This window comes from Enterobacter sp. 22466 (assembly GCF_052044775.1).
GTDB lineage: Bacteria > Pseudomonadota > Gammaproteobacteria > Enterobacterales > Enterobacteriaceae > Enterobacter > Enterobacter dissolvens.
The window spans coordinates 740,484-761,658 of record NZ_JBQENX010000001.1 but is presented as its reverse complement, the minus strand read 5'-3'; the positions used below and the strand labels follow the sequence as shown (position 1 = coordinate 761,658).

The window sequence follows — 21,175 nt, the reverse complement described above, 5'->3', positions numbered from 1 at the left end:
TTATGTAAAGAAGTTTAAAGATAACGCAGCCCTAAGCATAAGTTAAGCGTAAAAAAAAGCGGCGCTAGTGCGCCGCGCTTTGTAACAACACACCTCAGGAGGCGTCTGCCGTTCCCGGTAATGACTCCGGCGGCTGCGGAGCAAAGCCACGCAGGCCTACAACGTGAACGTGCTCGCTGTTCTGGAACACTTTACGCACCAGTTTGTAGGTGGTGCCTTTTTCCGGACTGATGTTTTCCGGTGCCGCAATGATGAGCTGCATATCCAGACGTTCGCAGAGCTCAAACAGCGTGGCGATGGAACGGGCGTCCAGACGCGCAGCTTCATCAAGGAACAGCAGACGGCATGGGGAAATATCCTTGCCGCGCAGACGACGCGCTTCATCTTCCCAGCTCTGCACGACCATCACCAGAATCGACATCCCGGTACCGATAGCTTCACCGGTAGACAGCGCACCCGATTCAGCACGCAACCAGCCATCTGAGCCACGGTTAACCTCAACTTCCATTTCCAGGTAGTTACGGTAATCCAGCAGCTCTTCACCGATGGTTTGCGGCGTACGTTGCCCCATATCAATCTGCGGATTCAGACGCTGATACAGTTTCGCCAGCGCTTCGGAGAAGGTCAGACGGTTGCTGTTAAACAGATCCTGATGCTGTTCATGCTGCTCAGACAACACATCCAGCAGCGTAGCGTGCGCTTCACGCACGTTTACATTCAGACGTACGCTGTTCACCTGACCAAACGATACGCTCTGCAGACCCTGGTTCAACTGGCGAATACGGTTCTGCTCGCGCTGAATGGTCTTGCGGATGATGTTCGCCACGCTGCGGGAACTGATAGCCAGCTTCTGCTCACGAGAGGTCAGCTCTTCCGTCAGGCGACCCAGTTCAATTTCCATCTGTTCAATGGCTTCAACCGGATCGTCGGTACGAATGATGTCCTGACGAATACGCTCGCGCAAGTGCTGATAAACCGCCACGAAGAACTGAATTTTACGCTCTGGACGTTTCGGATCTTCAGACATGCGCAGCACATCGCGCAGATGTTCGTTATCCGCCACCGCCAGGCGCAGCGCGCCCAGCGCCTTATCCGACATGGAGCGCAGCTCATCGGCAGAGAGGTAGGCCAGTTCACGACGATGCAGGCGGCGTTCAACATTATTGTCTTTCACCATGCGCATTACTGCGCACCAGCCTGCCTTCGCGGTCACTACCTGCTCACGCATTTCATGATAGTCGCGCTCAAGCTTGCGCAGGCGACGCGTCAGGTTATCCATCTCCGCTTCACAGAAGGTCAGCGCTTTTTCCAGCTGATTACGACGCGCACGGTTGTTGCTGAGCTGGCTATGCAGTTCATCACGACGAACACGCGCCCGCTCTTCTGCCCCACTGTCGGCACGAACGCCGATATCCTGCAGCTCTTTCTGCAGATCGTTTAACAGCTCTTTCTTGGTATCAAAGGAGCTTTTTAGCGAGGCCAGAACCTGGTTGTACTGGTTCAACTGGGCCGCGTGGCTACGCATCGCTTCACGGGCACGCGTACGTTCCACTTCAGCCTGCTCAAGGCGCTGGCGTAATTTCTCGTTCAGATCGCTGTTACCGCTCAGCATTTCCGCCGAGTCTGAATAACCGAAGTGAGCGCGACGCTGCACCACTTCCGTCAGGGCAAACGCCTGCTGGCGTGCTTCACGCTGCACCTGCTGGGACCAGGCATAATCTTCTTTTAGCTGCTCAAACTGCTCTGGATCGCTTTGAAGCACCGAAACGACCGGCTCCAGCTTCGCCAGCTGATTACCATGCTGCTGCACAAAGCGCGCGGCTTCCTGCGCTTCATCCAGACGTTCCTGGATTTCATCCACGCGGTCAGCCAGCGTATCATCCGCCAGCAGATTCAGACGCGGCAGAATACGGTTAAGGGCAGCAACGCCCTCTTTTGCCTGTTCAAACTGAACGCGACTCTGTTGATTATCACTTTCATGGCTGGCAATCGCGCGCTCGAGTTCACCACGACGGGTGGTAAGCTTGCGAATTTCCGCTTCCGGGTCAGCCTCAAAAGCCACTCCCAGATGACTACCGATAAAGCGGCTAAACGACTGATGCAGACGCTGGGTTTTCTGCACGTCAAACGACAGGGTCGCAAAACGTTCAGACAGCGTTTCACGCTCAGCGTGCAGGCTTTCAATACGGCTTTCACGCGCAGCGCGGCCAAACAGAGGAAGTTCCGGGAAGCGCGAGTAACGCCACTGACGGTCAGCGATTTTCACCACCACCGCTTTTTCCAGCTCATCAACGCTGAACACGCTGTCATCAAATGACTGCGGATCCCCTTCAATCAGATAGAGATCTTCCGGGCAATCTTCCAGCCCTTCAAGCTGATCGGCAATCAATGACAGATCCGGCACCACAATCGCGTTACGCGACGGGCCGTACAGTGCGGAGAAGTACGGCGCATCGTCCAGACCAACATCGTCATAAATTTCAGACAGCAGCACACCGCCAAAACGCTCCGCCAGCGTATTCAGGCGTGCATCTTCCGCACCGCCCGGCTGGCTTAAGCGTTCAATCTCTTCGTCAACCTCACGCTTGCGCGCGCCAACTTCATCACGCTCAACAATGGCCTCTCGCTCACGCTCCAGCAGCTGTTGCAGGTATTCCGTCACTTCCTGGCTGGATTCGAAGGTTTCGCCACACTGTTCGCTGAGCTGGTTCAGGCTGCTTTGTGCCGCCAGCCAGACGGGTGCGCGTTGCAACAGCGTCTGCGAGCGGGACTGAAGCTGCTCCAGCTCCTGACGCAGCGTCATACGCTGTTCACTGGCGCTGGATACCGTATCGGACAGTGCGGCGATACGGGCTTCCAGCTCCTGATGCAGGGCCTCAAGCTCGTCGATGTCGTAATGTTTACCCTGACGCTTGCAGAACTCAGCCAGCAGACGCTCGGCCTCCTGCTGCTCGCGCAGACGCTGTTCCAGCTCGTTCAGACGCATACGCAGCGGCTGGACCTGCTCGGCCAGATGACGCTGGTTTACACCATCGCGCAGCAACTCACGGGCAACATCCCACGCTTCATTTCGCGCCAGCGGGCCGTTAATCGCCACCACCAGCTGATAAGCTTGTTCAAACTGGCTGTGCGCGGTCTGCGCGACGCTCATTTTCTGTTCGAGAGAGAGCAGTTTTTCCGTGGCTTCCTGTTCTTTCGCCTGGAAAGTATCCAGCCACTCGTCAGCGCTGTCCGGCGTCAGGTCAGGCAGATGGCACAACTCTTTCGCACGCTGCAAAGCCTGCAGGGCCTGGTTGTACTGAATCGCTCGCGTCTGCTGCACGTCCAGCGCCTGCTGGTAATCGGCGAGCTGGCTTTTCAGCTCATCCACTTCCAGCTCGGCGGCTTCGGCACGCGCTTCGTTCTCTTCCTGCATGTCGGCGGCTTCGGCCACCACTTCATTTTGCTCTTCGAGACGAATTTGCAGCTCATCGAGATCGGCTTCGTAGCGCTCGATTTTTTCCTGCTGGCGCAGCGCGGTCTGAACCAGGTTCAGGTGATCGCTGGCGGCCTGATAATCGGCTTCCAGATCGCCCTCAGCCCCGTTGTGTTCACCCAATTCACGGGCCATTTCAACGTGCTTATACTGCTCGGCCACCAGCTGTTTACGGGAGGTGAACAGCTCGCGGCGGTACTCTAATGCCTGATCGAGATGCACGCGACGCTCGTTGGCGTGGCGCATATAGTCCGCTGCCACATAGTTAGTGGCTTCACTGATCAGGTGTTTAAACAGATCGCGGTCAGACTGGGTAACGCGAATTGCTTCCAGCGTCATGCGGTTTTCACGCAGCGCGGCTTCCATGTCCTGGAAGGCCTTACGCACGCCGCTGTTTTCCGGCAACAGGTAGTCACGCAGGGAGCGGGTAATGGCGCTGGAGATCCCGCCGTACAGGGAGGCCTCAATCAGACGGTAGTATTTGCTGCGGTCGGATGCGGTGCGCAGACGACGCGCCACCACGCCCAGATCGAACATCAGGGAGTGGTAATCGGTTATCGAGTTAAACTGCTTGAACTGCACGCCTTCGATGGCTTCGAGCTTATCTTTTAGCTCCTGCAGCGTAAGCACCCGCGCCTGACGCTCATTGAGCGTTTCCGTCAGCAGCGCCGTTGGCTGCATAGACGTTGGCAGCCCCTGGATCGCGAACGGTTTGATATCTACCTTTCGGTCGCGACCGGCGACCTGCTGCAGACGCACGCCCACCACCACACGCTGGTGACGGGAGTTGATCACATCCAGCACCGAATAACAGACGCCAGCTTTGAGCTTACCGTGCAGGCCTTTATCGCGGGAGCCGCTTGTTGCACCCGCTTCGGTGGTGTTACGGAAGTGCAGCAGCGTCAAATCAGGGATCAGCGCCGTCACAAAGGCCGCCATGGTGGTGGATTTACCCGCACCGTTACCGCCGGAGAGCGTTGTCACCAGCTCATCGAGATCAAAGGTTCGGGCAAAGAAGCCGTTCCAGTTAATCAGCGTTAGTGAGCGAAATTTACCGCGTTCAATCATTACTCTTCCTCCCCGCTATCCGGCTGATTGTCTTCAGGCTCGTCATTGAGCTGCAAATGGTTTTCCACCGGCATCGCCTCACCGTCGCGGATCATGCGAAGCTGCGCTTCACGCGCGTCGTCGCCCGCACGCACGTCGGCACCGAAGCGGAAAACAGATTCCGTAATGCGGAATTTGCTGCTGTCGTGGCCCATAAACCAGACCATACCCAGACGACGCAGACGGTTCAGGGAAGAGCGAACTTTTTCCTGTAATTTCTGACGATCGAGATCCGACCCCGTAGAACGGTTGTTCACAAGCTTCAGCAGCTTGCTTTCGTCTGCCAGCGTCAATAGCTCATCGTAAAGCTCTTGCTGGGTGAAAATCCCTTCATTTGCCAGACGTTCCGGGCTGAGGTAGAGGTAGCACAGAATTTTGCCGACCATCATATCCAGCTCGGAGAGCACGGAGCGCGGAATAAGCGTAGTGGAACGCGGGCGCAGGTAGAAGAAACCTTCCGGCGCGCGGATAAGCTCAACGTTATAGCGAGCGTAAAACTCTTCCAGATACTCCTGGAAGTCCATCAAAAAGGCGTGATTATCCAGCTCGTCGAGGCCAATATGACGACCGGCACGCAGCTGGCTGTCCAGCGCCGGAAATAACGGATTCGCCAGCGCCTGTGCCAGCTTTAATGGCATCACTTGTTCAATATTTGTCAATGACATGCGCCTGTACCTTGGCTCCGTAATCGTTAATCGGCTGCCACTTCGGCGGCAGTCCGGTGAAATCTGCTTGCGCGATACCCAGGCGAACCGCCTGGTCTACCACAATGCGGGCAACGTCGAAGTGGCGCGCGCGAGGATATTGCGCCAGATAGTCGCGCACCACGAGACCAAGATCCAGCGGTACCTGTCTGGTTTTGTAGACAGCGAGCTGTTCTTCGATCATGGCCGCAAGTTGCTCACGAATTTCGTTGAATTCTTCGTATTCCAGATCCGGTGGCAGTTCACCGGTGACCTCTTCATCACGCAACGCCATCTCTTCGTCACGCATATCGAGCAGACGATCGGCATTGGCGTAGGTTAGCGCCCACGGCGCATCGAAGTAGGTTTGAACAGACTGACGCAGACGCTGAGCAAAGACGCGGTTTTTATCCATATCGATGGCGGTACGGATAAATTTATGTACATGACGATCGTAACCGATCCACAGGTCAATCGATTGTTGGCCCCAGCTAATGATGCGATCGAGCTTGCTCTGCAAATCAAAGACCAGACGGTCGATAAAATGCAGATCGTCATGTGCCATGGTCGCATCCTGAATGCGCAGCAGGTTGGCCTGCAGCTTATCCCCTGCGGCCTCCAGCGTATCCTGCAGTTCGCGCAGCGTGCCGGAGGTTTCCGACAGCAGCAGTTCACAGCTGGAGATGGCCGCGCGCCAGTCTTTATTCAGCAGTTGTGCGATATCGTCCTTCACCTGCTGCTGCTGTTCGTCCATCAGACGCTGGGTCAGATCGATACTGTCGAAAATCTCCGCCACCGAGTATTTCAGCGGTGCGTAGACATTGCGGTGCCAGTGGAACTCATCACCGTTTTCATCCGCGGCATCGGCCGCACGCTTAAGCTCACCCGCCACAATCGAGAGCTGCATGGAAAGACGCAGCGTGGAAAATTCACGCTGGCGGATGTAGTAATCGGTAATGCCGATGCCTAGGGGTGTCAGTCGATAGATGGCGTTTCCTTCGGCCTGCTCGCTGGTAAAGCGGTTCAGCAGACGTTGACGCACCATATCGTTGATTGCGTTGTTGGCACGCACGCTAATGGTTTCGCTGGTTTGCTCAAACGCATCACTCACATGGCGGAACGCATCCACCAGTTCACCCTCGCTCATTTCACCATCCAGCCGTTCGCCGTTCAGCGTGGCAACCGCCAGCAGGAAAGAGAGTCTGTCTACCGGCAGCGAGATGGAGAAATCGTTTTTCCTGGCCCAGGCAACCAGTTCGGGGACTGTCTGGGAAAATTCACTCATAGGTTATCCTTGCATCTGCGGCTTGTGCGCGGTGACGTGAATATAGCGGCCAAGACTGATAAAAGGCTCCTGACGGCAATACCGCGTTTCTAATTCTGTTAAGGTGTCAAAACAGTCACGCTGTTTGTGTTTTTCACGCAGATAATCATGAAACACCCTGACGCCTGTCTTTCCGGTGATCTGCCAGCCGATCTCTTCCAGCCAGCCGTAAACCTGCTGGGGATCGCGCGGATAGTCCGGGGAAAGCGTGCGCTTTTTCTTTTTCGGCATCCCGACCTGAACATAGTCAAAGTTACCCGCCACCATGTTGTGCATCAGGAAGCCGTTAGCATTGTAGAACATCAGCGACAGCGTACCGCCCGGGCGTAGCATCGACCACAGGGTCTTTAACACGCTTTGCGGATCGGCTACCCATTCCAGCACCGCATGAAACAATATCAGATCAACCTGGGTTTCCAAATGCTGTGCGATGTCCTGAGCGGCGCATTGTACAAAATGCATGTTGTCGCTCACACCTTTCTCCTCTGCTGCACGCGTGGCACGCGCAACCATCTCAGCAGAAAGATCGCAAAGTGTGACGTGATGACCGCGCTCTGCCATTTTTATGGCCGTCTGCCCTTCACCGCCTCCGGCGTCAAGCACGCGCAACGTTTGACCGCCATACGTGGCCAGAATGGCGTCCAGATCCTGCCAGAGGATCGTCTGACGTAACTGCCCTTTTGTCGTGCCGTAAATGTTGCGCGAAAACTTTTCCGCGATGTCATCAAAATTGCGATCCCGCATTGGGAGAGTTCCACTCGCTAACTGCAAAACCGCTATTTTGTCACACCCGCGCGGAGAATGAACCTCTCTGGTGTAATATCACGGGTATTCGCCTGCTATATGGTTAAAAAAGGAACCAAAAAGGATGCTTTTTACCCTGAAGAAATACATTGGAGGCATGATGCTTCCCCTTCCGCTACTGCTGCTCATCATCGCGCTCGGGCTGGTGCTGGTGTGGTTTAGTCGCTTTCAGAAAAGTGGCAAAACGCTTATTACATTCGGCTGGCTGGTACTGCTGCTGCTGAGCCTGCAACCCGTCGCGGACAGACTGTTACGTCCCATCGAAAACACCTACCCAACCTGGCAGGGAAAGCAGAAGGTGGAGTACATCGTGGTGCTGGGGGGCGGGTATACCTGGGATCCAAACTGGGCCCCCAGTTCCAACCTGATCAATAACAGTCTGCCGCGCCTGAACGAAGGTATTCGCCTGTGGCTGGCTAATCCGGGATCGAAAATGATCTTCACCGGCGCGCCAGCCAAAACCAACCCGGTCAGCACGGCTGAAGCGGGAGCCAGGGTCGCGGAGTCACTCGGTGTGCCGCGTTCCGCGATTATCACGCTGGACAGTCCGAAAGATACCGAAGAAGAAGCCGCCGCGGTGAAACAGGCTATTGGCGATGTGCCGTTCTTACTGGTGACGTCTGCTTCGCATCTGCCAAGGGCAATGATTTTCTTTGAAAAACAGGGTCTGCACCCGCTTCCTGCCCCGGCGAACCAGATGGCCATTGACGCCCCGCTCAACCCGTGGGAACGGGTGATCCCGTCCCCGATGTGGTTGATGCATAGCGATCGCGTCGGCTATGAGACGCTGGGACGCGTCTGGCAGTGGCTGAAAGGTTCGTCAGGCGAGCCAGGGCAGGAGTGATTTTGTCGCAAGGTCGAAGTTGGCGCGGTTGAAACGTCCGGTATTCACCAGTTGCGCCACTTCATCCCATAGCAGATAGAGCCAGCGCCGCCAGAGAAACGCCTCGGCTACGGGTGCGCGCTGCAGATAGTGCCACAGTAAACCTTCAGCGGCCGCGCTGTCGCTGAGCCTGAACAACTCGTACTCGCGCGGAGCCCAGAGCATGACCCCCGGCCCCAGCATTGCCAGGAGCTGATCGCTGCGTGAATCTTTTAGCATGCTGCGCAGCGTAAAATTACCGTGTATCAACACGCAGTTGTCGTTAAAGCCGTCAAACAGCGCCGGTAAACACTCGCGGGTGCGGAAAAGAATCCGTTTGTCCTGCATGGTTAAGCCGGTGTTGTTGAACTGATTAAGCGTCCCCCACAGCACCTCTACACGCTGGCGATACCACAGCGGCCAGAGGTTTTCCTGCGTGCTGTCGACGGGGCCAACCAGGCCACGGCTATCCTGCCGGTGCCACGCCAGCAGCGCCTCAACGATCTGGTCTTTCAGCTGTTCCCAGCGCTCTGGCGTACGCGCCGGGGCTTCAACGGATACCCCGCGTAAACGCTCAATCAGCAGAACATCCGGGCCGGGGTGTTCTTCATGCGTCATCACGCCGTACACCGTCGGCATACGCACGGTTCCTTGCCGCGCGAGCATAGAAATTTTCCAGGCGAGCTGTCTGGCAACGCCCGGTGAGGTAAAACTTCGGGCCATGAGCGGCATTGGGTTTCCCTGACTGTCGTACAACGACCAGAGCGCGGTATCTGCCTTTTCACTCACACATTCAACCCGGCTTAATTTCTCGCCAAGCAGGTGACTCAGTTCGGCACGCAGCTGTTCCATATGAGATTACCCCTATTAAGACTACTGCTTTTATAATGAGCGTGCAGGACGCAGATGTCACCCTGCGGAGATCAATTATGGAAAAGAAAGGGAAAATAAACCGGAGAGAGCATCCCTCCGAAAAGAGGGATGCCGCAAGGATTAACGCAATTCAGCGCGCACGCGCTCAAGATCTTCTGGGGTGTCTACACCCGTTCCAGGCACTTCCTCGGCCACGGCAACATGGATTTTTTCGCCGTACCAGAGCACGCGAAGCTGCTCCAGCATTTCGATATGTTCCAGCGGGCTCGGTGCCCAGCTCACATACCGACGAATAAAGCCCGCGCGATAGCCGTAGATGCCAATATGGCGCAGGAAGGTATCGCCAATAGCCTCTCTGGAGACCGCAAAGCGATCGCGATCCCACGGGATAGTGGCGCGGGAGAAATAGAGCGCATAGCCCTCTGCATCCGTCACTACCTTCACCGCGTTCGGGTTGAATGCCTCGTCCGCGTGGTGAATGGGCACCGCCAGCGTGGCCATACCGACCTGTCGCTGCGCCAGGTTTTCTGCCACCTGACGAATAATGACCGCCGGGATCATCGGCTCGTCGCCCTGTACGTTGACGATCACGGTATCGTCGCTGAACGCACATTTCTCAACCACTTCAGCCAGACGCTCGGTGCCAGACTGGTGATCGGCGCGGGTCATGCACACTTCCCCGCCAGCAGCTTCAACCGCACGCGCAACATCCGGATGATCGGTGGCAATGATAATACGGTCAGCACCGGAGTCACGGGCGCGTTCAAGGACATGCACAATCATTGGTTTGCCGTTGATATCTACCAGCGGCTTACCCGGCAGGCGCGTTGAGGCGTAACGGGCAGGAATAATGACGACAAAGCTCATGGTTTGCTCTCTTCTGCGACCAGGGAACGGGCTTCGTTTTCCAGCAGTACCGGAATACCGTCACGCAGCGGGAAAGCCAGGCTGTCCGGTTTGCAAATCAGCTCTTGTTTGTCCTGGCTATAGTAGAGTTTGCCGTTGCACACCGGGCAGGCAATAATTTCAAGTAAACGGTGATCCATAGTTCCTCCGTATGGGTAATCGCTAAAGCTTAACACATTCTCTTTTCAGGGCGTGCCTGTTTCCCAGCCACTTCGACAGGATGTAAAGAGCCCGTCAGGCACCCGGCCCAGCGTCACTTCACAGGCCTTCTGCCAGCAGGCGAAATCATTGATGGCGGATGTTAACCCTTTTTCCAGGGTCGCGGTTACCCTGATGCCCTCTTCCAGATACAGCGCAATGACCTCTAGCGTGCCGGTTTTACGGTGCATTTTGGCATCCATGCGCCCTACCAGTTGTCCCTTGTGCAGCAGGGGCAAAACAAAGTAACCGTACTGGCGCTTCGGCGCGGGAGTGTAGCACTCCAGCCGGTAGCAGAAGTCAAACAGCTGCTCGGCCCGTTTTCTGTCCCAGACCACCGGATCAAAAGGTGACAACACTGCGGTATGGGTTGCCTGAAGTTTACCTGCTTCAGCTTGTGGCAGCAGCGGGAGTAAATCCGCATGCAGCCACATATCGCCCAACCTCTCTACTGAGACCGGGATAACCCGCTGCTCGCGCTGCCAGTTATCCAGCAACGGTTTCAGCACGGGCTGTCGGAGACGATAATAATCGGCCAGCCATTGCGGACGGAAAATCCCCAGACTGCGGGCGCTGTTCTCCAGCATGATGGCTTCGGCGGCTTCCTGAGTGAGCAGGTCGCGCTCGTCGTCCCAGTGAGGCATCACCCGGTGCGTCAGGTCGTAAACTCGCTGAAAATTACGCCGTTCGATAACCATCACTTTGCCTGATGTAAACAACCCTTCGAGATGACGCTTATGTGGCTTCCATTCCCACCAGCCGCTTGCCCCTTTCCGTGGGTGCTCGAAATCTGCGGAACGTACTGGCCCCTTTTCCGCAATATGAGCAATAAGCTGCTCAATCTCAGCCGCATGCTCGTGCATCCACGCCTGCCGGTACTTCCAGCCCATTTTTTCCGGAGCAAGCATACGGTGACGAACCAGGGCAAAATCACTGCGGGGCAGGAAACAGGCTTCATGCGCCCAGTATTCCATCAACTCTCCCTTGCTGAGCGCATCATCGAGCCACTGAGGCGGATAATTGCCCAGCCGGCTGAACAGCACCAGGTAGGGGCTACGAGCCACAATATTAATGGTGTCGATTTGCAACAACGACATGCGTTGCACGGTAGTGAGGATATCGGCAGGCTGCGCGCGGCGACGGGGCTTTTTAAGAAGTCCTTGCGCGGCAAGGTGTAAATTACGTGCGGCTGAAAGCGAGAGTTGCGGTAAAGACATGCGTTTTCCTGTCAGTCAAAGCGCCACCAGAACCGCGTAAGCTGTTAATGCACCAACGCAATCAGTTCCTGGAGCAAGTGTTCCGGTTGCTCACCGCTGAGTTCAGCGTCAACCGGCAGATACCACCAGTTTTCTTTCGCAAAGGCACGGCATTTCACCGCATCTTTTTCAGTCATGATTAACGTCTGACCGGGCGTCGTCAAGGCGTCTACCTGTTCCGCCACCAGCACCTGGTGATCGGCCAGTGGAACACGTTTTTCAATCCGGGCACCACACTGCTCCAGCGTCGCGAAGAAACGCGGAGGATGGCCAATGCCCGCCATCGCGACCAGCGCAGGTAACCGGGAAACGGCCTGGCGTTCGCCGGTCAACAGGTTAACCGCCATGCCTGGCTGGAGTTGCATCGGGATCTCACCCGGCCTTGCAGCACCGCCATTAACAATCACCGCATCCACGGACTTCAGGCGCGAAGCGCGTTCTCGCATGGGGCCTGCAGGCAGCCACCAGCCGTTGCCAAAACGGCGGACACCATCAATGACCACAATCTCTTTATCACGCGCCAGCGCGTAATGTTGCAGGCCATCATCGGTAATGATTATTTGTACGTCGTGTTCAGCAAGCAGCGCCTGAACGGCGTCACTGCGTACCGGAGAGACTGCGACAGGCGCGCCAGTACGCTGATAAATCAATACCGGCTCATCCCCCGCCTCGGCGGTCGTCGTGTCCGGCGACAGGAGCAGTGGATAGTGCGCCGCTTTGCCGCCGTACCCTCGCGACACCACGCCGGGGCGGATACCACGCTTTTGCAGCTGCTCAACCAGCCAGATGACCACCGGGGTTTTACCGTTCCCCCCTGCCGTGAGGTTACCCACCACAACAACCGGTACCGACGCGCGCCACGCACGCTTTAGCCCCAGACGGTAAAGCAGACGAATAACGCCGCTCACCAGGCCATACAGCCAGGAGAGCGGCAGAAGCAGCAGCCACAGCGGGGACTCACCGGACCAGATGCGGGCAATCATTCGCCGAACTGCATCTTATGGAGCTGAGCGTAAACACCACGGTGCGCCAGTAAATCCGTATGGCTACCGCGCTCTACAATGACCCCATCCTCCACAACGACGATTTCGTCAGCCTGTTCGATAGTCGACAGACGGTGCGCGATCACCAGTGACGTACGGTTCTTTTGCAGTTCATCCAGTGCGGACTGGATTGCGCGTTCAGACTCTGTATCCAGCGCAGAGGTTGCTTCGTCGAGGATCAGAATAGGGCTGTTACGCAGCAACGCACGGGCAATGGCGATACGCTGACGCTGTCCACCGGAGAGCAGAACGCCATTCTCACCGATGATCGTATCCAGACCGTTGTCCATCTTGTTGATAAAGTCCATGGCATAGGCCATGCGAGCGGCTTCTTCAATTTGCTCGCGGCTGTACTCTTCAGTGCGCGCATAGGCAATGTTGTTCGCAACAGTATCGTTGAACAGATGCACGTTCTGAGAGACCAGCGCAACCTGGTTACGCAGCGACTGCAGGGTGTATTCCCGCAGGTCGTGACCGTCTAACAGAATTTCACCTTCGTCAATGTCGTAGAAACGGGTGATCAGGCTGGCAATAGTGGATTTACCCGAGCCGGAACGGCCGACCAGCGCCACGGTTTTACCGGCCGGAATGGTCAGGTTGATATTACGCAGCGCTGGAATTTCACGACCAGGATAGGTGAAGGTCACATTGCGGAATTCAACATCCCCTTTTGCGCGCTCAATCACGCGTGTACCTTCATCTTTCTCTTGTTCAGAATCCAGAATGCTGAACAGCGTCTGGCATGCTGCCATCCCGCGCTGGAACTGGGCGTTAACGTTGGTCAGCGACTTAAGTGGACGCATCAGCGCGATCATGGAGGAGAACACCACGGTGATGGTCCCCGCCGTCAGCGTTTCCATCACGCTCGGGAAGCTCGCCGCATACAGGACGAATGCCAGTGCCAGAGAGGCAATCAGCTGAATAATGGGGTCAGAGATTGAAGAGGCCGAGACCATTTTCATCCCCTGCAGACGCATTTTGTTGCTGACCTTATCGAAGCGTTTCGTTTCGACATCCTGCCCGCCGAAAATTAACACCTCTTTATGCCCTTTCAGCATCTGCTCTGCGCTGGTGGTCACCTGCCCCATGGTATTCTGCATGTTCTTACTGATATTGCGAAAACGCTTTGAGACGACGCGGATCGCGACAGAAACCACCGGAGCCAGCACGATAAGGATCAGCGACAGTTGCCAGCTGTAGTAAAACATCATCACGAACAGGCCGATAATCGACGCCCCCTCACGCACAACGGTGATCAGGGCGCTCGAAGACGATGAGGCCACTTGCTCGGAGTCGTAGGTAATACGTGACAGTAAGGTTCCCGTCGATTGCTTATCAAAGAAGGCCACCGGCATGCCCATCATGTGGCTGAACAGCCGACGGCGCATTGTCATGACCACTTTTCCTGACACCCAGGAGATGCAGTAGCTGGAAATATAGCTGGAGATACCGCGTAAGATCATCAGTCCGATCACCACCAGTGGCATCCATAGCAGCACTGAGCGATCCGTTTTACCAAAACCGTCGTCCAGTAACGGTTTGAGGAGCGATAACATAAAAGTATCGCTGGCTGCGTTGAGGACTAACGCTATACCCGCCACGATCAAGCCTGCTTTAAAAGGTGCAATCATCGGCCAGAGTCGGCGGAAGGTTTGCCACGTGGAGAGATCTTTGTCGTTATGCATTCAAAAAACCAGCATCTGTTGAAATAGCCGCATATTCTACCCGTTATCGACGGGCGCGCCAAACCACTGATGATACCAACGCGGTAAATATTGTTCCCGCAACCGCCGGATTTGCCATGAATGTTGCGAAAACGTCACCGATATTTGTCCGGAATGAGGGGTATCCTGCCAGATATAGCCCTCCTTTCGATAACGTCTGACCACTCTCGTGGACGGGAATCGCCACGCATTGTAACGGGCCGCAGAATCCAGCGCGATTTGTCCCTCCACCCGTTGTACCAGCGGCAACGATGACGAAGTATTACTGCCATGGTGCGGCACCTGTATCACCGTTGATGTCAGATAACGCCAGTAATGGCTAAGCATAGCCTGTTCCGCTTGCGCTTCAATGTCCCCTGTCAGCAAAACACTCTGCTCACCGTCATCGATTTTAACCACGCAGGAGCGATTGTTACCCTGGGCAGAGGATCCAGCCGGTGGCCAGTGAACGGTCAATGTCAGCCCCTGCCATTTCCACTGCTGTCCACGAAAGCAGGGAAGATGCTGTGCCCACCCCAGCGGGCTTCTTACCCACAAGCCGGGCCATGCCGCCTGCAGCGAGGCCAGACCACCAGCATGGTCCAGGTGCTCGTGACTGAGAATAACGCCCTCTGGTTGCAGGTGATGCCAGCGTAACCACGGAATAATCAGCTGCTGCGCACTATCTCCCCCAGGCCAGCCGGGACCGGTGTCGTATAGAAGCGCTTTACCCTGCCGCTCAATAACCATTGATAGCCCCTGCCCCACATCCAGCATATGCAACGTCCAGCAATCGGTTTTCTCCGTTCGCATGAATGGAGATGCCAGCACGACAGTTCCAGTCAGACACACCGCCGGCATGCTTTTCCAGGAGCGAAAGCGCCAGCCGATAATGGCCAGCCAGGGCAGCAATGTCAGGTACTGCCAGCGCTCATCGACATCCTGCCAGCCATCAGGCAGGCGCTGCAGCAGCCAGAACAATCCGGCCAGGGACTTATCTGCTGCAAACCATACGCCAGTCTCCAGGGAGGCCAGCGGGAGCAGGTGCAGTAGCATACCGAGCAGGATCAGCGGAACCGAGATAAAGGTCACCAGCGGAACGGCAAAGAGATTCGCCACCAGCGAAGAGACACTGAAACCATGGAACATCAACACCTGCAAAGGCAGGAGCAGCAGCAACATTCCGACCTGCAGATAGAGTAGATTTATCAGGGGTCGCACCCGGCGAGTCCAGCGCCAGCTGGGGGCTGGCAACCACTGATACCAGAAAATCAATGCGGCGACGGCAAATGCAGACAGAGCCAGACTCTGAGAAAGCACCGCCAGCGGATCAACGATGAGTATCGCTGCAATACAGCTACACCAGATCTGCCATGCAGACCACTGACGCGCGCCGATCCGCAGAGCGGCCAGCACCGCAAGCGCAATGACCGTGCGTAATGCTGGCGGCTGTAGACCCGTTAGCCATGCGTAGAAAGCCGCAAAAAACAGTCCCGCAAGCAGAGGCATTTGCCAGCGGATCCACTGACACGGCAATAACAACTGAAAACCCCTGGCAAGCAACCAGACAATGGAAGCCGCCAGTGCGATATGCAAACCCGAGATCGCCATCAGATGCGACGTGCCGGTTTCACGCATCAGGTTTTTTATTTCCCGGGGGACATCCAGGCGTTCACCCATCCCCAGCCCCAGGATCACGGCTCCCCAGCGATAGGGTGAAAGCGTGTCGTGCAGTGATGACAGATAGCGGGCACGAAGACTGCAGCGTTCATCGACAATTGCCGCCTGCGTAAAACGTCCGCTCAGCGTTTGATGTCGGGCAAAAGCATTTCGCTGAGGATCATACCCACCATCATTCAGTTCCCCATGTACAGGCCTGAGCCGGAGCGTCATGGCCCAGCGCTGACCCGCGCACGCCTTTTGTGGCAGGTAATTGCCATAAAGTACGATCCCCGTCGATGCCCACCAGCGTTTGCCATCAAGCGTGACAATCTTTCCCTGATGCATCGTTGCCCCATCGGTGGCCGTGATCTCTACCTCTGCCTTTACCGCACCGGTGGTTAAATGCTGCATCGGCCAGACGCTTTCCTGCGCGGCCAGAATACCCCAGACGCAAAATAGCAAACCAATACCGACAAACTTCAGGCTGACGTTCCGCTGAATGCCCAGCGCTATCCCGCCAGCGAACATGACCCACACGGTTTCGCACGCAGGTAGTTCAGGTAACCAGAGTAGCGGCACTATCGCCAGAATGGCGCACAGACTTAGTGTGGGAATACCCATTACGACCTCCCTGTTTCAGGGCGACAGTATGTAAGAAGAGGGAGAGAGGCGTCAGTTGAATAAAATGCAGGTTACAGCGCGCGCTGCACTGTTTTTGTCGGTTTGCAGAAAACGACACGGAGATTGCGGCGCAGCTTCAGAATAAAAACGATAAGTACAAAAAAAGCACCCGAAGGTGCTTTCTTTCGAACCCAGTTTAACCTGATGGCTAAACTCAGTTGCCGTAAATATTGGCGCGATCGCGCAGTTCTTTACCCGGCTTAAAGTGTGGAACGTACTTACCTTCCAGCTCGACTTTATCACCAGTCTTCGGGTTACGCCCGGTACGTGGAGCACGATAGTGCAGAGAAAAACTACCGAAACCGCGGATTTCAATGCGCTCGCCCTGGGCAAGAGTGGTGGCCATATGCTCCAGCATCTCTTTTACGGCATCTTCCACTGCTTTGGCTGGGATATGCGGTTGCTGACTGGCAAGTCTCTCAATCAATTCTGACTTGGTCATGATTCCTCCGGTTCCTTTCAAACCAATTAGCTGAACAGCTCATTAAACAAGGGCGGCCGTAGCCGCCCTTTGTTATTGATTACAGGACGAATCCTGCAATCTGTCAAGTTTGCTCCTCATCCTTCGCGCGATAAATGCGTTACCGCTCAAAGGATGCTGAGGACTTGATATTACTCGCCTTTAGCTGCTTTGAAAGCTTCAGCCATTGCGTTGTTAGAGAAGTTTGCATCTTCCTGTTTGTTAACAGTTGCGATTGCATCTTTCTCATCAGCTTCGTCTTTAGCACGAACAGACAGGCTGATTGCACGGTTCTTACGGTCAACACCGGTGAACTTAGCTTCAACATCGTCGCCAACGTTCAGAACCAGAGTGGCATCTTCAACGCGGTCACGTGAAGCTTCAGAAGCGCGCAGGTAACCTTCAACGCCGTCAGCCAGTTCTACGGTTGCGCCTTTAGCGTCAACTGCAGTCACTTTACCGTTTACGATTGCGCCTTTCTTGTTCAGTGCAACCCAGTTGTTGAACGGATCTTCTGCGAGCTGTTTAACGCCCAGAGAGATACGCTCACGCTCTGCGTCAACCTGCAGAACAACTGCTGCGATTTCGTCGCCTTTTTTGTATTCACGAACTGCTTCTTCGCCTGCAACGTTCCAGGAGATGTCAGACAGGTGAACCAGGCCGTCGATGCCGCCGTCCAGGCCGATGAAGATACCGAAGTCAGTGATAGACTTGATTTTACCTTCAACACGGTCGCCCTTGTTGTGGGTTTCCGCGAACTGCTGCCATGGGTTGTTTTTGCACTGCTTCAGGCCCAGGGAGATACGACGACGTTCTTCGTCGATATCCAGAACCATAACTTCCACTACGTCACCAACGTTAACAACTTTGGATGGGTGGATGTTTTTGTTGGTCCAGTCCATTTCGGAAACGTGTACCAGACCTTCAACGCCTTCTTCGATTTCAACGAAGCAGCCGTAGTCAGTCAGGTTGGTCACGCGACCAGTCAGTTTGGTACCTTCTGGGTAACGCTTAGCGATAGCTACCCATGGATCTTCGCCCAGCTGTTTCAGGCCGAGGGATACACGAGTACGCTCGCGGTCGAACTTCAGCACTTTAACAGTGATTTCGTCGCCCACGTTCACGATTTCGCTTGGGTGCTTAACGCGTTTCCACGCCATGTCGGTGATGTGCAGCAGGCCATCAACGCCGCCCAGGTCAACGAATGCGCCGTAGTCAGTGAGGTTCTTAACGATACCTTTGACTTCCATGCCTTCCTGCAGGTTTTCCAGCAGCTGATCGCGTTCTGCGCTGTTTTCGGATTCGATAACGGCACGACGGGAAACAACAACGTTGTTACGCTTCTGGTCCAGCTTGATTACTTTGAACTCAAGCTCTTTGCCTTCCAGGTGCAGGGTGTCACGGACTGGACGAACGTCTACCAGTGAACCTGGCAGGAACGCACGAATACCATTCAGCTCAACAGTGAAGCCACCTTTAACTTTGCCGTTGATAACACCGACCACAGTTTCAGCTTCTTCGTAAGCTTTCTCCAGCGTGATCCATGCTTCGTGACGTTTAGCTTTTTCACGAGACAGCAGGGTTTCGCCGAAGCCGTCTTCTACTGCGTCCAGAGCAACGTCAACTTCGTCACCTACCTGGATTTCCAGCTCGCCCTGGGCGTTTTTGAACTGCTCTGCCGGAATGGCGGACTCAGATTTCAGACCGGCGTCAACCAGTACTACGTCTTTGTCAATAGCAACAACAACACCGCGAACGATGGAACCCGGACGGGTTTCGATTTCTTTTAAGGATTCTTCAAACAGTTGAGCAAAAGATTCAGTCATGTTTAATCTTCAGGTTAATATTAACGTCCACCTGGCTCCGTGCCGGATGGGGTTGTTTCACATACCCGCCGTCAATCCATTGCAGCGGGGGTACTGCTAAATCGGTCGCGATTACGCGAGTGCCAGTTTCTGGCGCGCATATTGTAGCGCTTTTTCAATCACTTGCTCAATAGTTAAACTGGTGGAATCCAGAACTAGTGCATCTTCTGCAGGAACAAGTGGGGCGACGGCGCGGTTACGATCGCGGTCATCGCGCTCTTTTATCTCGGATAAAAGGCGATCAAAGTTAACACTAAACCCCTTCTCCTGCAACTGAAGCATGCGGCGTTGAGCCCGTTCTTCCGAGGAGGCGTCAAGGAAAATTTTCACTGGCGCATCAGGGAAAACCACCGTCCCCATATCTCGCCCGTCAGCAATCAGACCCGGCGCTTCACGGAAAGCGCGTTGACGGCGTAACAGAGCTTCACGAACGCGCGGGAAAGCCGCCACCTGAGAGGCCGCATTAGCAACCTCCTGCGTACGAATTTCGCCGCTTACATCTTCCCCTTCCAGGATCACTTCGAGGTTGCCATCGGTCGAGACAAAACGCACATCCAGATGCGCAGCCAGCGGAACCAGCGCCTCTTCAGACGCAACATCCACATGGTGATGCAGCGCTGCCAGCGCCAGCACGCGATAGATAGCTCCCGAATCTAAAAGATGCCATTGCAATGCTTCCGCCATCGCCTTGCACAGAGTTCCTTTCCCTGCGCCACTAGGCCCATCAATGGTGATTACCGGGGCAACTGCCGTCATCTTTTTCTCCTTAATAAAGGCATACCGTTAACATGAACGCCGCGCATTATACGCGCCAACGTGCGCAACTGTTACCTTTGCGTGCAAATTACGGAATTAATGAAGCAGAGTGTAGAAGAAATGTGCGGGAACAAACGTCAGAAAACGTAAGGAAATGCCGCATCGGGTGATGCGGCATTATGTCATCAGGCCAGTGTACTGATGCGGGCCAGCTGCTCGAAGTAGTCCGGGAAGGTTTTCGCCGTACATTTAGGATCGAGGATCGTAACAGGTGTATCGGACAGCGCCACCAGCGAGAAGCACATCGCCATACGGTGATCGTTGTAAGTGCCAATTTCCGCGAACTGCAGTTTTGCCGGAGGCGTTACGCGAATGTAATCTTCGCCCTCTTCCACTTCGGCGCCTACTTTACGCAACTCGGTGGCCATCGCGAACAGACGGTCAGTCTCTTTTACGCGCCAGTTGTAGATGTTGCGCAGCGTCGTGGTGCCTTTGGCAAACAGCGCAGCGGTGGCAATGGTCATTGCCGCGTCAGGAATGTGGTTCATGTCCATATCGATGGCATTGAGCTCACCATGTGTACAGGCGATGAAATCCTCCCCCCAGGTCACCACCGCCCCCATTTTTTCCAGCACATCAGCAAAATGAATATCGCCCTGCACGCTGTTACGGCCAATACCGGTCACTTTCACGGTACCGCCTTTAATCGCCCCTGCTGCCAGGAAGTAGGAAGCAGATGAGGCGTCACCTTCAACCAGGTAGTTGCCCGGAGACTGATACTGCTGCGCCCCCCGCACCACGAAACGCTGATAAGACTGGTTTTCCACCTCAACGCCGAAGGTTTTCATCAGATGCAGGGTGATATCAATGTACGGCTTAGACACCAGGTCGCCCTTGATGGTGATAACCGTATCCTGCGGTGCCAGCGGAGCGGTCATCAGCAGTGCCGTCAGGAACTGGCTGGAGACGCTGCCGTCCACCTCAACGTTGCCGCCGCTAAAGCCACCGCGAAGGCGCAGTGGGGGGTAATCCTCTTGCTCCAGATACTCAATCTGCGCACCGCCCTGACGAAGGGCATCCACCAGATGGCCGATCGGACGCTCTTTCATGCGCGGCTCGCCGGTCAGAACAATGTTGTTGCTACCCAGACACAAGGCGGCAGCCAGTGGACGCATGGCGGTTCCCGCGTTACCCAGAAACAGCTCCAGTTCCTCGGCTGAACGTAGCGCACCGCCATTCCCCGTTACTTCACAGCGGGTACGGTCGTCAGACAGCGTGTAATGAACTCCCAACGCTTTCAGCGCATTGAGCATATGGCGCACGTCATCGCTGTCCAGCAGGTTAGTGAGGACGGTGGTGCCGTTTGCCAGAGCTGCCAGCAGCAGAGCGCGGTTCGAGACACTTTTTGAACCAGGCAGATTAATGGTGCCATCTACCCGCGCGATAGGTTGTAACGTCAGGGATTTCATGAAACTTAACTCTCAACTCAACATAATAAAAACCCCGCAGCAGGGCTA

Annotated in this window: 16 protein-coding genes; 1 reads left to right on the top strand and 15 read right to left on the bottom strand. The window is 55.4% G+C overall.

Annotated features, from left to right (window positions below):
* Positions 1-94: 94 nt before the first annotated feature.
* Genes mukB through cmoM form a run of 4 tightly spaced genes read right to left on the bottom strand, consistent with a single transcriptional unit; the run spans position 95 to position 7,333 of the window.
* Complete coding sequence (gene mukB / locus ACTJJI_RS03565; RefSeq protein WP_047362267.1) at positions 95-4,543, bottom strand: chromosome partition protein MukB; 4,449 nt, start codon at positions 4,541-4,543, stop codon at positions 95-97.
* Positions 4,543-5,247 carry a chromosome partition protein MukE gene (gene mukE, locus ACTJJI_RS03560; RefSeq protein WP_013097294.1) on the bottom strand — a complete coding sequence of 235 codons (705 nt, stop codon included), beginning with the start codon at positions 5,245-5,247 and terminating at the stop codon, positions 4,543-4,545. Before mukE ends, mukB begins: the two co-directional genes overlap by 1 nt.
* A complete protein-coding gene (mukF, locus tag ACTJJI_RS03555; RefSeq protein WP_013097295.1) occupies positions 5,228-6,550 on the bottom strand; it encodes a chromosome partition protein MukF in 1,323 nt (440 codons plus the stop codon). Before mukF ends, mukE begins: the two co-directional genes overlap by 20 nt.
* Before the next feature lie 3 nt (positions 6,551-6,553).
* On the bottom strand, positions 6,554-7,333 hold the full coding sequence (cmoM, locus tag ACTJJI_RS03550; RefSeq protein WP_014831294.1) for a tRNA uridine 5-oxyacetic acid(34) methyltransferase CmoM: 780 nt from the start codon (positions 7,331-7,333) through the stop codon (positions 6,554-6,556).
* Between the two features lie 124 nt (positions 7,334-7,457).
* Between cmoM and elyC the strand changes: the two genes are divergently transcribed.
* Entirely contained in the window at positions 7,458-8,237 is a 780-nt protein-coding gene (elyC, locus tag ACTJJI_RS03545) for an envelope biogenesis factor ElyC (RefSeq protein ID WP_014831293.1), read from the top strand.
* Here the strand turns inward: elyC and ACTJJI_RS03540 are convergent.
* The 11 genes from ACTJJI_RS03540 to aroA all read right to left on the bottom strand — a co-directional run bounded on the left by ACTJJI_RS03540 (position 8,214) and on the right by aroA (position 21,127).
* Positions 8,214-9,107, bottom strand: coding sequence for a YcbJ family phosphotransferase (locus ACTJJI_RS03540; protein ID WP_014831292.1), 894 nt, complete (start codon positions 9,105-9,107; stop codon positions 8,214-8,216). The two genes, elyC and ACTJJI_RS03540, sit on opposite strands and share 24 nt — an antisense overlap.
* 141 nt (positions 9,108-9,248) lie before the next feature.
* Positions 9,249-9,995 carry a 3-deoxy-manno-octulosonate cytidylyltransferase gene (gene kdsB, locus ACTJJI_RS03535; RefSeq protein WP_192544202.1) on the bottom strand — a complete coding sequence of 249 codons (747 nt, stop codon included), beginning with the start codon at positions 9,993-9,995 and terminating at the stop codon, positions 9,249-9,251.
* Positions 9,992-10,174 (bottom strand): protein YcaR, encoded by a 183-nt coding sequence (ycaR, locus tag ACTJJI_RS03530; RefSeq protein WP_013097300.1) that lies wholly within the window; start codon positions 10,172-10,174, stop codon positions 9,992-9,994. Before ycaR ends, kdsB begins: the two co-directional genes overlap by 4 nt.
* 45 nt (positions 10,175-10,219) lie before the next feature.
* A complete protein-coding gene (locus ACTJJI_RS03525) occupies positions 10,220-11,449 on the bottom strand; it encodes a winged helix-turn-helix domain-containing protein (protein WP_333087004.1) in 1,230 nt (409 codons plus the stop codon).
* Between the two features lie 44 nt (positions 11,450-11,493).
* Positions 11,494-12,471: a tetraacyldisaccharide 4'-kinase gene (lpxK, locus tag ACTJJI_RS03520; RefSeq protein WP_046888154.1), complete on the bottom strand. Its 978-nt coding sequence runs from the start codon at positions 12,469-12,471 to the stop codon at positions 11,494-11,496.
* The gene (msbA, locus tag ACTJJI_RS03515; protein WP_046888153.1) at positions 12,468-14,216 is read right to left on the bottom strand and encodes a lipid A ABC transporter ATP-binding protein/permease MsbA; all 1,749 of its coding nucleotides are present in this window, start codon (positions 14,214-14,216) and stop codon (positions 12,468-12,470) included. Before msbA ends, lpxK begins: the two co-directional genes overlap by 4 nt.
* A gap of 36 nt (positions 14,217-14,252) precedes the next feature.
* On the bottom strand, positions 14,253-16,517 hold the full coding sequence (locus tag ACTJJI_RS03510; RefSeq protein ID WP_333087009.1) for a ComEC family protein: 2,265 nt from the start codon (positions 16,515-16,517) through the stop codon (positions 14,253-14,255).
* 214 nt (positions 16,518-16,731) lie between these two features.
* Complete coding sequence (gene ihfB / locus ACTJJI_RS03505; protein WP_003858233.1) at positions 16,732-17,019, bottom strand: integration host factor subunit beta; 288 nt, start codon at positions 17,017-17,019, stop codon at positions 16,732-16,734.
* Positions 17,020-17,189: 170 nt separating this feature from the next.
* Positions 17,190-18,863 carry a 30S ribosomal protein S1 gene (gene rpsA, locus ACTJJI_RS03500; protein ID WP_008499966.1) on the bottom strand — a complete coding sequence of 558 codons (1,674 nt, stop codon included), beginning with the start codon at positions 18,861-18,863 and terminating at the stop codon, positions 17,190-17,192.
* 111 nt (positions 18,864-18,974) lie between these two features.
* Positions 18,975-19,658, bottom strand: coding sequence for a (d)CMP kinase (gene cmk / locus ACTJJI_RS03495; protein WP_013097305.1), 684 nt, complete (start codon positions 19,656-19,658; stop codon positions 18,975-18,977).
* 185 nt (positions 19,659-19,843) lie between these two features.
* Positions 19,844-21,127 (bottom strand): 3-phosphoshikimate 1-carboxyvinyltransferase, encoded by a 1,284-nt coding sequence (aroA, locus tag ACTJJI_RS03490; protein ID WP_440653064.1) that lies wholly within the window; start codon positions 21,125-21,127, stop codon positions 19,844-19,846.
* Between the last annotated feature and the right edge of the window lie 48 nt (positions 21,128-21,175).

Bases quoted from the DNA above. Each gene is read 5' to 3' on its own strand.
- mukB (WP_047362267.1), bottom strand. From the start codon at position 4,543: ATGATTGAACGCGGTAAATTTCGCTCACTAACGCTGATTAACTGGAAC.
- mukE (WP_013097294.1), bottom strand. From the start codon at position 5,247: ATGTCATTGACAAATATTGAACAAGTGATGCCATTAAAGCTGGCACAG.
- mukF (WP_013097295.1), bottom strand. From the start codon at position 6,550: ATGAGTGAATTTTCCCAGACAGTCCCCGAACTGGTTGCCTGGGCCAGG.
- cmoM (WP_014831294.1), bottom strand. From the start codon at position 7,333: ATGCGGGATCGCAATTTTGATGACATCGCGGAAAAGTTTTCGCGCAAC.
- elyC (WP_014831293.1), top strand. From the start codon at position 7,458: ATGCTTTTTACCCTGAAGAAATACATTGGAGGCATGATGCTTCCCCTT.
- ACTJJI_RS03540 (WP_014831292.1), bottom strand. From the start codon at position 9,107: ATGGAACAGCTGCGTGCCGAACTGAGTCACCTGCTTGGCGAGAAATTA.
- kdsB (WP_192544202.1), bottom strand. From the start codon at position 9,995: ATGAGCTTTGTCGTCATTATTCCTGCCCGTTACGCCTCAACGCGCCTG.
- ycaR (WP_013097300.1), bottom strand. From the start codon at position 10,174: ATGGATCACCGTTTACTTGAAATTATTGCCTGCCCGGTGTGCAACGGC.
- ACTJJI_RS03525 (WP_333087004.1), bottom strand. From the start codon at position 11,449: ATGTCTTTACCGCAACTCTCGCTTTCAGCCGCACGTAATTTACACCTT.
- lpxK (WP_046888154.1), bottom strand. From the start codon at position 12,471: ATGATTGCCCGCATCTGGTCCGGTGAGTCCCCGCTGTGGCTGCTGCTT.
- msbA (WP_046888153.1), bottom strand. From the start codon at position 14,216: ATGCATAACGACAAAGATCTCTCCACGTGGCAAACCTTCCGCCGACTC.
- ACTJJI_RS03510 (WP_333087009.1), bottom strand. From the start codon at position 16,517: ATGGGTATTCCCACACTAAGTCTGTGCGCCATTCTGGCGATAGTGCCG.
- ihfB (WP_003858233.1), bottom strand. From the start codon at position 17,019: ATGACCAAGTCAGAATTGATTGAGAGACTTGCCAGTCAGCAACCGCAT.
- rpsA (WP_008499966.1), bottom strand. From the start codon at position 18,863: ATGACTGAATCTTTTGCTCAACTGTTTGAAGAATCCTTAAAAGAAATC.
- cmk (WP_013097305.1), bottom strand. From the start codon at position 19,658: ATGACGGCAGTTGCCCCGGTAATCACCATTGATGGGCCTAGTGGCGCA.
- aroA (WP_440653064.1), bottom strand. From the start codon at position 21,127: ATGAAATCCCTGACGTTACAACCTATCGCGCGGGTAGATGGCACCATT.